The 10,151-nt window shown below is 51.0% G+C and carries 15 protein-coding genes; 8 read left to right on the forward strand and 7 right to left on the reverse strand.

Annotated elements, in window-relative coordinates; genetic code table 11:
* Nucleotides 1–94: 94 nt before the first annotated feature.
* The 3 genes from tnpA (at nt 95) to tnpC (ending at nt 2,455) form a co-directional block, all read left to right on the forward strand.
* On the forward strand, nt 95–421 hold the full coding sequence (gene tnpA / locus ACPLUI_RS06700) for an IS66 family insertion sequence element accessory protein TnpA (RefSeq protein WP_424659496.1): 327 nt from the start codon (nt 95–97) through the stop codon (nt 419–421).
* Nucleotides 415–771, forward strand: coding sequence for an IS66 family insertion sequence element accessory protein TnpB (tnpB, locus tag ACPLUI_RS06705; RefSeq protein WP_424659497.1), 357 nt, complete (start codon nt 415–417; stop codon nt 769–771). The genes tnpA and tnpB overlap by 7 nt, the downstream gene beginning before the upstream one ends.
* Before the next feature lie 115 nt (nt 772–886).
* Nucleotides 887–2,455: an IS66 family transposase gene (gene tnpC, locus ACPLUI_RS06710; protein WP_424659509.1), complete on the forward strand. Its 1,569-nt coding sequence runs from the start codon at nt 887–889 to the stop codon at nt 2,453–2,455.
* Between the two features lie 36 nt (nt 2,456–2,491).
* On the opposite strand, the gene ACPLUI_RS06715 is transcribed toward tnpC, so the two are convergent.
* The 7 genes from ACPLUI_RS06715 to ACPLUI_RS06745 all read right to left on the reverse strand — a co-directional run bounded on the left by ACPLUI_RS06715 (nt 2,492) and on the right by ACPLUI_RS06745 (nt 7,342).
* A complete protein-coding gene (locus tag ACPLUI_RS06715; protein ID WP_424659510.1) occupies nt 2,492–2,755 on the reverse strand; it encodes an ImmA/IrrE family metallo-endopeptidase in 264 nt (87 codons plus the stop codon).
* 153 nt (nt 2,756–2,908) lie between these two features.
* The gene (locus ACPLUI_RS06720; protein ID WP_424659498.1) at nt 2,909–3,748 is read right to left on the reverse strand and encodes a GGDEF domain-containing protein; all 840 of its coding nucleotides are present in this window, start codon (nt 3,746–3,748) and stop codon (nt 2,909–2,911) included.
* Nucleotides 3,749–3,752: 4 nt separating this feature from the next.
* Nucleotides 3,753–4,124: a hypothetical protein gene (locus ACPLUI_RS06725; RefSeq protein ID WP_424659499.1), complete on the reverse strand. Its 372-nt coding sequence runs from the start codon at nt 4,122–4,124 to the stop codon at nt 3,753–3,755.
* 189 nt (nt 4,125–4,313) lie between these two features.
* On the reverse strand, nt 4,314–4,748 hold the full coding sequence (locus ACPLUI_RS06730) for a hypothetical protein (RefSeq protein ID WP_424659500.1): 435 nt from the start codon (nt 4,746–4,748) through the stop codon (nt 4,314–4,316).
* A 75-nt stretch (nt 4,749–4,823) separates the two neighbouring features.
* Nucleotides 4,824–5,921 carry a recombinase RecA gene (recA, locus tag ACPLUI_RS06735; protein ID WP_424659501.1) on the reverse strand — a complete coding sequence of 366 codons (1,098 nt, stop codon included), beginning with the start codon at nt 5,919–5,921 and terminating at the stop codon, nt 4,824–4,826.
* A 418-nt stretch (nt 5,922–6,339) separates the two neighbouring features.
* Entirely contained in the window at nt 6,340–6,840 is a 501-nt protein-coding gene (locus ACPLUI_RS06740; protein WP_424659502.1) for an ImmA/IrrE family metallo-endopeptidase, read from the reverse strand.
* Nucleotides 6,833–7,342 carry a helix-turn-helix domain-containing protein gene (locus tag ACPLUI_RS06745; protein WP_424659503.1) on the reverse strand — a complete coding sequence of 170 codons (510 nt, stop codon included), beginning with the start codon at nt 7,340–7,342 and terminating at the stop codon, nt 6,833–6,835. The genes ACPLUI_RS06740 and ACPLUI_RS06745 overlap by 8 nt, the downstream gene beginning before the upstream one ends.
* A gap of 150 nt (nt 7,343–7,492) precedes the next feature.
* Here ACPLUI_RS06745 and ACPLUI_RS06750 point away from each other — a divergent pair, with 150 nt between their 5' ends.
* From ACPLUI_RS06750 to ACPLUI_RS06770, 5 genes are all read left to right on the forward strand, one after another.
* Complete coding sequence (locus ACPLUI_RS06750) at nt 7,493–7,720, forward strand: helix-turn-helix transcriptional regulator (protein WP_424659504.1); 228 nt, start codon at nt 7,493–7,495, stop codon at nt 7,718–7,720.
* Between the two features lie 416 nt (nt 7,721–8,136).
* On the forward strand, nt 8,137–8,370 hold the full coding sequence (locus tag ACPLUI_RS06755) for a hypothetical protein (RefSeq protein ID WP_424659505.1): 234 nt from the start codon (nt 8,137–8,139) through the stop codon (nt 8,368–8,370).
* Between the two features lie 60 nt (nt 8,371–8,430).
* Nucleotides 8,431–8,832, forward strand: a complete 402-nt coding sequence (locus ACPLUI_RS06760; protein WP_424659506.1) for a hypothetical protein — start codon at nt 8,431–8,433, stop codon at nt 8,830–8,832.
* 18 nt (nt 8,833–8,850) lie between these two features.
* Complete coding sequence (locus tag ACPLUI_RS06765; RefSeq protein WP_424659507.1) at nt 8,851–9,639, forward strand: hypothetical protein; 789 nt, start codon at nt 8,851–8,853, stop codon at nt 9,637–9,639.
* A 73-nt stretch (nt 9,640–9,712) separates the two neighbouring features.
* A complete protein-coding gene (locus tag ACPLUI_RS06770; protein WP_424659508.1) occupies nt 9,713–9,934 on the forward strand; it encodes a hypothetical protein in 222 nt (73 codons plus the stop codon).
* The last annotated feature ends 217 nt before the right edge of the window (nt 9,935–10,151 follow it).

Raw genomic sequence — 10,151 nt, forward strand, 5'->3', positions numbered from 1 at the left:
ACGTAAGCGTCAAATACAACCCACCTTGGCATAATACCCAAGTTTAAGGGATAATCTTCCTCAGATAAAAGCTCGATGAGGAGGATTTTTTCTTATGACCAAAGCCGAACGGGAAGCGCTATGGGAAACCCGAATAGCCGAATACAGGATGAGTGGGCAAAGCGTCAGAGAATGGTGCGCCGCCCATGAAGGCATCAGCCCCAGGCAGTTATGGTACTGGCTGCGAAAGTTTAAAGACCGGAACGTAGTTACCCCAGGAAAATCAAACCGGTGGCTGCCGGTGGAAATAAGCAACCAGTCATTTATAGAAGAGGACCATACTTTACTGGTCAAAATAGGACCGGCCAACATCGAGGTAAAACCCGGCTTTGATCCAGCCTTGCTTTCTCAGGTAGTTAAGGTGCTGGTAGCGTTATGCTAAATGAATTTAGTATCAACCGGGTTTACCTCGCCTGCGGTGCCACCGATTTGCGCAAGTCCATTGACGGGCTGGCCGTGCTGGTCAAGGCAGGGTTTGAGCTGGACCCCTTCTCTTCCTGCCTTTTCGTCTTCTGTAACCGGCAGCGGGACAAAATTAAAATTCTCCACTGGGACCACAATGGGTTTTGGCTCTATTACCGCCGGCTGGAGAAAGGTAAATTCCCCTGGCCGGAAAGAAGCACTTCTTCAACTATTGCCATTAGCCGCCGGGAACTGCGCTGGCTGCTCGACGGCCTATCGATAGAACAGCCTAAAGCTCATCCCGAGGTAAAAGCACGCACTGTAATATAAATATAAATAAAGCAGCAGAAAGAAATATTTTCACTTTGTGGTTGATTCTAGAGGGATTCGACGGGTTTCGTCGAATCTTTTATTCATGAACACTACTTCGCAATCTATCGCTGCCATGAATATAGAAGAGCTGCAAAGCCGCTGTCTACAGCTGGAAGAGCAGTGCAGATGGCTGGAACAACAGAATGCCGAGCTGACCGCTAAACTGAATTGGTTTATGGAACAGCTTCGCTTGAGCAAACACCGGCAATTCGGTGTTTCCAGCGAACGGACCGCTTCTGGCTACCAGCAGCTTTCGCTTTTTAATGAAGCGGAAGTGGAAGCCCAGCCGGATTTGCCCGAACCGGCTGTCGAAACCATCACCTACCAGCGCCGCAAACAGCGTGGCCGCCGGGAGATGGTCCTCGATAACCTGCCGGTGGAAACGGTTGAGTACCGCCTGCCGGAAGAAGAGCGGGTTTGTTCGTGCTGCGGTGGTCCTTTACATGAAATGAGCACCGAAGTACGACAGGAACTGCAGATCATCCCGGCCCAGGTAAAAGTGGTCAAGCATGTGCGTTACGTTTATTCCTGCCGCCATTGCGAGCGCAACGAGCTAACCACCCCCATTGTCACCGCTCCCATGCCGGCTCCTGTACTTCCCGGAAGTATGGTTTCCCCCTCGCTTATGGCTTACATCATGAACCAGAAATACGGGGAAGGTCTGCCGCTGTACCGCCAGGAGCAGCAGTTTGCCCACCTGGGGGTGGAGCTGTCCCGGCAGACGCTTGCCAACTGGGTGCTGTACGGAGCGAATAACTGGTTGACCCTAATCTACGATCGCCTGCATGAACACCTGCTTGAGCGGGATATCCTGCATGCCGATGAGACAACCCTGCAGGTCCTCCGCGAGCCGGGCCGGGCTGCTGAAACCCAATCGTACCTCTGGCTTTACCGCACCGGGCGGGACGGTCCTCCCATTGTTCTCTACGACTACCAGACCACCCGGGCCAGCAAGCACCCCCGCCGGTTCCTGGCAGGTTTTAAAGGCTACCTGCACGTTGACGGCTACGCCGGCTACAACGAACTGCCGGATGTCACCCTGGTGGGCTGCTGGGCCCATGCCCGGCGCAAGTTTGATGAAGCGTTAAAGGCCCTGCCGGAAGATAAACGCAATAAAGCAGTGGCCGCCCAGCTGGGGCTGGAATTTTGTAACCAACTTTTTGCCATTGAGCGCGACTTGAAAGATGTAACGCCCCAGGAGCGTTATCAGGCCCGCCAGGTGCGCAGCCGCCCCGTGCTGGATGCTTTTCGGGCATGGCTTAAAACCCAGAAAACACAGGTACTGCCCAAAAGTTCCTTTGGTCAGGCAGTCAACTATTGCCTGAGCCAGTGGGATAAACTCATTGCCTTTTTGCAGGATGGGCGCCTGGAACTGGATAACAACCGGAGTGAGCGGTCGATCAAACCCTTTGTCATTGGCCGCAAGAACTGGTTGTTTGCCAATACTCCGCGGGGTGCCCGGGCCAGCGCTATTACTTACAGCATCATAGAAACGGCAAAGGAGAATGGGTTGAATCCTTTCCAGTACCTCAGCTATCTTTTTGAAAAACTTCCCAACTTGAACCCTAAAGACAGTAAGGCCCTGGATCAGTTGCTCCCCTGGTCCGATTCGCTGCCCCCTGTCTGCAGGGCTAATAAATAAGCCAGATTATGTCCCCACCTGATTGCAAGGTGGGGTTTATTTTACGCTTACGCAGAAACCGTACAGCTCCGCAAACCGGTACACGCTGTACCCGGAGTCCTCGAACCCCTGCCTGTCCCACATCAGCGCATAAATGAGGCCGCCGAGGTCCGCTTCGAGCTCGTATCTGGTAGGACGTTTCGTTGGAATAGTCTCGATGAAAAACCGGGTCATTCCGGGGTGCAGGATCTGGTGAGTAATTTCGTGGAACAGGGTGCCGTTTTTGCGGTAAGGAGGCAGTGATCTGTCGACAGCAATCACGCGCAAGCTGGCCAGGAAAAATGAAATACCGTGCAGGCGGAGGAGAACGCGGCTGAAAGTAAAGAGATATATCTGGCAAGGGACCCAGAGTTATGACCGGGTCCATTAATTATTGAAGGCTTCTCTGGTTTCCAGGTACAAAAGCGCCTGTGCTTACAGGTTATCGGTGCAGTCAACTGTGACCACCGGAACCCCTTTCTTTTTCGCCCTGGTGGAAGCCAGACTTGCAATGTTGACAAGCTTTTGAACATCGCAGTTGCTGTTTACTGCCGGCTGCCAGCTAATCACCCCCGCTGATGCTGTGATTTTCATCCCGCCGTGCCAGTCATTATCGGCAATGGCGTTCACTATTTTGAGCGCGTATTCTTCTACCGCAGTTGCAGGCCTGACAGTAACCACGGCAAACTCATCGCCCGCATAGCGGCACGGGTAATCGAGGTTTTCTTCCACATGAGCCTTTATAACAAGTCCGACACGGCGCAGGACTTCATCACCTGTAATGTGGCCGTGTTTTTTGTCGATCTCCCCGAAGCCGTCCAGGTCAATGAAGATAATAGCTAAGGCGGCATTGTTCCTGATTAATTTGCCGATAATATAGTATAAGTACCCGGCTCTATTCAAACCGGTCAACGAGTCAACATGCTTGCCCAGTTCATGGTAGAGCTGCCGCTTGGTCACTATTCCCAACAGATTTCCGTTTTCAGCAACCACCAGGCGCTCTATGCCGTAACGTTCCAGCATTTCAGCCGCGTCCCAGATAGAACATGACGGCGTCACTGTCACCAGGTCTTTGCTCATGGCATCGACGACCAGCCGGTTGGGGTGAGAATGCCTCACGTCCCTGGAAGTAATGATACCGGCAAGCCTCCCGCCGTCTATCACGGGAAGACAACCGACTCTAAATTCATTCATCATCTCCGCCGCTTTCCTAACGCTGTCGAGTGGTGAAACGGTCATTATCCTCCTGCTCATAATACTTCCTACAGTGGTCATATTATTATATGTCCACCACCTTGTTTACCTGTACCACAATATTTAACTGGGCCTTTATCACAGAATCTTCGGTGGCAACAGCGGAACACTCTTTCAAAATAATAGGCAGGAGTTTTTCCTGTGGGATGAATTTAAGCAGCGATTTCTTGAGCACCGCGGCTTCAAAGATTTCGTGTTCCAGACGAACGACCACATACTGTTCCGGGGACAGCGCGTCCACCATGCGTTTCACTGCCTCCGGACCAATAGGCGCTTTCCTGCCAACTACCAGGACGTCCTGAATGGGCGGGATTTCGAATTCAGATAAACGGATGGATATTTCCGCTTTTCTGCCTATTTCAAATGGCCGAAGAGAAGACATATTTTCAGAATGCATTGCCAAAACCTCGTTTTTGATTTTACAGTTAATCTTTACACACTTCCCGGCGTTTATTCGGTATTGATCCGCAAATTTCCTCTCTCAATGCCGGAATAATTAAATTAAACGCACACCCGTTTTTTTTAAACCAGCAAGCGCATCCCCGCGAGCCGGCCGGTTTCCCTCTCGTCCAGTCCGGAACCCGCACTAATTCAAGGTCTGGCTCTCCATGGCTTTTACGAATGAGTAAATTTCCCGAGCTGTTGCTGTTCTTAAGCGACCGGCTTCCGGAACTTCAGCCTTCCAGGTAAAAATGCGGACGCTCGGGTCTATCCTGGCAGGGATTTCTTCGACTCCGTCCCCGGGAGCGTCAAACAGCTTCAGGAGATTAAAAATTACTGAATCGGACACTCTCCCGCTGCGGGCAGAGACGCTCAGAAAATACCACATCCCGTCTTCGCAGGGATTTTTCGTAAAACAGACGCGGACTCCACCCGGAAACAGTGCCCAGTGCCGGGGGTGCGGCCACCCAAACAAATGTACGTACTTGTCCGCTGTTTTCTTCAGTTTTTTCGCCACCTTTTTCCCTGAAGAACCAAAATCGGCGGCTGTGTTTCTAATCATGCTCTCTCTCGAAATCACAGTCAAAGACCCCCTTAACTTGATACTCTTCCGCATTCGGCGTTATGTAAGAGAACAAGCCATTTACCCTGGTTCTCAATTTCCGCTATAGGGTTCAAACCCCAGCGACAGCGTCTCTTCGCTTTCAGCGGGTACGCTTTCCCCCACGTTGAGCTCAAACCCGCTTTCGCGTGCCGCCGCTTCCCTGACCCGGGCGCTGATCTCTTCCATCAGTTCCGGCTTCTCTTTCAACAGCAACCTCACGTTCTCCCGTCCCTGACCCAGCTGTTCACCTTCGTACGAATACCAGGTACCCGACTTTTTCACTATCTGGTATTTCACCGCAAGCTCCAGAATATCCAGTTCCCGGGAAATCCCTTCCCCGTAAATCATGGTGACCACGGTGCTTTTAAACGGCGGTGCGACCTTGTTCTTGGTCACCTTTATCAATGTTTCGCTTCCGATTGCGTCCGAGCCGGACTTAATCGTCTGATGCTTCCGCACTTCGATCCGCATGGATGCGTAAAATTTCAGCGCACGCCCGCCGGGAGTAGTTTCAGATGCCCCTCCGTAGTTATTCCCCCCAATCTTTTCTCTCAACTGGTTGATGAATATTACTATCGTCCGGCTTTTGCTGGCGTCTCCGGCTAGCAAGCGCATAGCTTTAGACATCAACCGCGCCTGCAAGCCGACCTGAGCTTCTTCCAGGTTGCCGTCAATTTCCGCTTTAGGTGTCAGCGCGGCTACCGAGTCAACAACGATGACGTCAACAGTACCGCTCCGGGCGATCATATCGCATAAATCGAGGGCCTGCTCGCCATAGCTCGGTTGGGCAACATAAAGGTCGGCAATATCCACACCGAGCTTCCTGGCGTATGCCGGGTCAAGAGCGTGTTCCGCGTCGATGAACACCGCCCTGCCGCCCTGTTTCTGCGCCTCGGCGATCACATGCAGCGCCACCGTAGTTTTGCCGGACGATTCCGGGCCGTACAGTTCGATGATACGGCCCCGCGGCATACCCCCCACACCGGTAACCAGGTCGATGGACAGGATGCCGGTAGGAATGACTTCGACGTTCATTTTCGTATTGTCGCCCAGGCGCATTAGAGTATTCTTACCGTGCTTCTTTTCAATTTCCTCCAGCAGTTTTTCGAATGCCGATTCTTTAGTTTGCGGCTGTTTTTGAACGGCCATATTTCAGGTCCTCCTTGTCGAGTTTCTTAATGTCTGCCTGCCAGGAAAACAGCCTCATGCGGGTCTAACAGCGGCGAGGCTTCTTCCACCCCGTTTTGAGGTACGTCGAGCAACTTTAGAAGAGCGAAAAGACATCAAATCGGATATTCCCCCGCAGAGAACGGACATGCTCAGACAGCAGCGTATCCCGTCCTCGCAAAAGGTCCTTGCAAAACAGACGCGGCCCTCTCCGGAACAGTGCCCGGTGCCAGTTCATATGTATTATGTATTTTCACTCGCTACCTCTTTAAGCTTCTCCGCAACTTCTTTTCCAGAAGGCAGTACGGTGGCCACATTTGTTCTTCCCATTAATGTCCTTTTTCTCGACTCCCATCGACAAAATCCCCAATAAACAACAAAAAGCCTTTCCGGCTTGTTTTTAAGGCGTATAGAATTCCGGGTCCGGCGGCGTTATGCCGAAAATTTCGAGGCCGTTTTTCTGGATGCCCAGGTCGACATGGTAGGCGGCATCGTAGGGAAACCCGTATATCTCAGCAAATCTAAAAACATTATACTCCAATTGCTCAAAAAGATCCTTGTCCCAAAAGATGGCGTAGATTAAAGCACCTACGTTTGCTTCAACTTCGAATCTTCCACTGCAGTTGATTATATAAGGATTATTCATTAACCGGTTCGTATGTGGATGGAGCACCTGGTGAAATACTTCGTGGAGAAGACACCCAATTTGTTTGTAATCCATCAGGTCGGTGGATAAAAGTATTAAAGGAGCGGCAAATGTATCAAATATACCACCGTGGAGGATCCGGGTAGGCACAACCAGGATATCATTAATTCCAACACAGTCAGCCAAATCTTTTGGACTGACAAGACCATACTGTTCAATGATTTGCATGACATTTTTAAAAACCCAATCAAACATGCGGTCCCAGCTCCCCGCGGCTTCTTCTTTCGAGAAACCTTCTGGTAGCCTTCCCCTGGTTGGGAAAGTCTTGAAGTTTGATTTTTTTCTTTGTTCGCAGATAATCAATAATATGGGCCAGCATAATTTCCAGGTCTTTAATAATCTCTTCGTCCATTTCCTTCAGAGGTAAACCGTCAAACATAGCCTCTCCGTTTTGTAGGATTTCCTGGAATGCTTCTTCGAGCTCTATGCGGCGCTGTGCGAGGGGGAGGGGTTGGGGGGTAGAAGAAGACTCAATATATCCAGCGGCTTCCAACAATTTTTCGTAGGGATAATTATATGTCTTTGCTAATTTTTGTAACACTTCAACGGATGGTTTAATTTCTTTTCCGCTACGAGGATCTACCCCTTTTTCAAGCATGCTTAAATAGGTATGGCTGATACCCGATTTTTTTGCAATATCTCGTAAGGGTTCATCTCCCCTAAGTTTCCTTAATAATTTACTTAAAGCAGTTTGCATTCTAGACTCCCCTTTCTTTTGTAAACCTCGTTTTACTTATTGTAAAGTATTATTTACTAAAACGAAAGAGAATATTAGAAAAATCTCTGTACAACATGCTTGACACGTTGGCAAGTATGTATTACAATGCTTTTAGAGAGGTGACCCTGTATGAATAGACTTCGTCAAATTAGACGTGCGAGAGATATCAGCCAAGAATCTTTAGCAAAGGCTATCGGCGTTTCCAGACAAACAATCAATGGAATCGAAAGAGGCCGCATCAAACGTCCTTCTGATGAAATAATGCTCGCCATAGCTAATTATTTTGAAATGGATGTTAGTGAGATTTTTTATACACCGCTTGTTCAACATGTTTTACAACGTAAAGCAATTAATTAATTTGGAAAAGTGAAGTAACCTTAAATCCAACCGGACAAACCGCAAACCGAAACCGCCAAAACTCACGTCTCCCAGCTAGCCCGCGCCGGGGAAGAACTAAGGCACGCGCTCCAAAGGACGGAAAAGCACCAGCCGAGGGAATGGATTGATTTCGGAAGCTGGGCGGTCGGCTACCTGGCCGGGCTCGCCCGGGCGCTGATGATTCTGGCGCCAGAAGTTTGGAAGAAGCACCGAAAGGAATTGACCGGGAAATACACCGGATTTTAAAAAGAATGGGATTTTGTTTAAATTCACAGGAAAGCGAGGCGAAATCAAAATGCGCTACTCCATTTTCCTCTACTCCGGCCCGGTCCGGGGGCTCCTGGAAGCGGTGCGAACATGGATGCAGAACATTCACTGAAAAGGAGCGGTGAAACATGGTTTGTGAGGTTATCGAACTAGAAGCGGTCAGAGTAAAATGCCCCAGCTGCGGCGTGCGCTTCTACCAGGTCCACACGGAAAGCGGCGGCTGGCGGCCGGACGTGTGTCCGGAGTGCCAGAGGGACGTTTCCGGGCTCATGGCCGGCGATTTGGAAGTGGAAGGTCCTTTCTACCTGCCCATTCGAATGGATCCAGTCAATGGCAGGCTCTACGAAAGCCGGATGATTTAACCCGGAGGTGGACAGAGAAAAATGCCGGCGCAGGTGATACTCCTTCCCGGTCAGCCCGCGGTGCGGCCGGAAAACCGGGAAACGGAGCGGATAAAGGAAAAACTGCTGGAGTACCCCGCCCGAATAGCGGAAGCCAAAAAGAGAGCAAGGGCAGAAAAAACAGCCGCAGACGAGATCCGCGGCCAGATGGATAACATTCAGGCGGAAATATTGTACCAGGTATGCACCGAAACAGGCAACAACGGAAAACCGCTCTTCAGCAACGAAACGGTAAGAAACGCCGAATTGAAGCGCCGCCTGGCGCAAAACCCGGAATACCAGGAGCTTAGAGCAGTCTTGCAAACGGTGGAAGCCGGGCTCTTTGAGGCGGAAGCACTTGTGAACCAGTTAATAGACGAGTTCCGGGCATGGAAGGCCGTGGCCGAACTCACGGCGGCGGAACTGGCCGCTTTCAAGAACTAAGAAAGGAGCGAAATATCCGTGCAAAAACAAAACAACCTCGCGGTGGTAGAGACTCCCAAATTCGAGCTGGCGGTGCTTGACGGCGCAAACCAGGAAAACCTGGAAGAGCTTATCAAGGAAAACTTCGGGGACGTGGAAATTACCTCCATTTTCGACCGGGTAAAATTCCCGACGGGAGGAGCTTTGAATTTCGAGTTTCCCGGGGAAGATCCGGAGAACCCGGTCTTGGCGTCTGAAATTGTGGGAATAATCCTGGATCATTACTGGATCAACGCTTACTGGCCCGGTGAATTCACCGGGGAAGGGAACCCGCCCCAGTGCTACAGCCACGACGGGGTGCACGGAGTGGGCAACCCCGGCGGGTTTTGTGCTACCTGTCCTTTAAACAGGCCGGGGACTAAGGGAGAGAAACGGAAGGCCTGTAAAAACATGTGGAAACTCTACGTCCTGACTTCGGGAGAAGCCTTCCCCGTGGAACTGACCCTGCCGCCAACATCCCGGAACGCTTTTAAGCGGTTCCTGAAGGTACTCACGCTCCGCTACAGGCTGAAGTTGCACCAGGCCGTGGTGAAAGTCGGTTTGAAGCGGGTGAAGAACGCCAACAACATCCCTTACGCGGAAGCGACGTTCGCTGTAGTGGAAAAACTTGGTGACGAGCAGTACGGAAAAGTCAAGGAGTACGCCGAAGCGCTGAAACCTATCCTCCGTCGGCCTCCCGCGGTCCGGCCGGGCGAAACGGTAATAGACATCCCGGCGGAAGAAGTCGCTCAAGGAGACGGTCAAGCTTTTGAAGACATCCCGTTCTAACTAGCTCGGCAGTCCGGGCGGGAGAGGTCCCGCCCGGGCTCCAACCAAGCTGAATTAGAAAGGAGCGCAAACTGTGCCTGACGTTAAAAGAAAGCCCGAAATCACAGAAGAAGATATCTGGAAGGAGCCTGTTGTAGCATTTCTAATTACGAAAATCCCTTATTATGCCCAGGGTTCTAACGGAAGGGAACCAAGTACGCTGTCAACTGCTATCCGATCACCTTCGATTGGGAAGGAGCCACCTCAAATGATACGGGAGTTGAGCTGGAGGAGGAAGAAAGAGTACTCGGGATAATTCCTGCCCCGCCAGGGTCCTTTTTGGTGATGGGCTTTCCTCCCGGCGGCGATGTGGCAGTAAAACTCGGTTACGAATTTTCGGGAGCATCCAACCCGGACTGGAAAGAGGAACTGGCCCGGAAAAGCAAGTAAAAGCCAACCAAGTAACTGGTAAAGAAATCATAAAACCCACTGGACCAGAGGGAATTTAGGTGTGGTCCAGTAGTGGTCCAGTA

Source organism: Desulfofundulus sp., assembly GCF_049701015.1.
GTDB lineage: Bacteria > Bacillota > Desulfotomaculia > Desulfotomaculales > Desulfovirgulaceae > Desulfofundulus.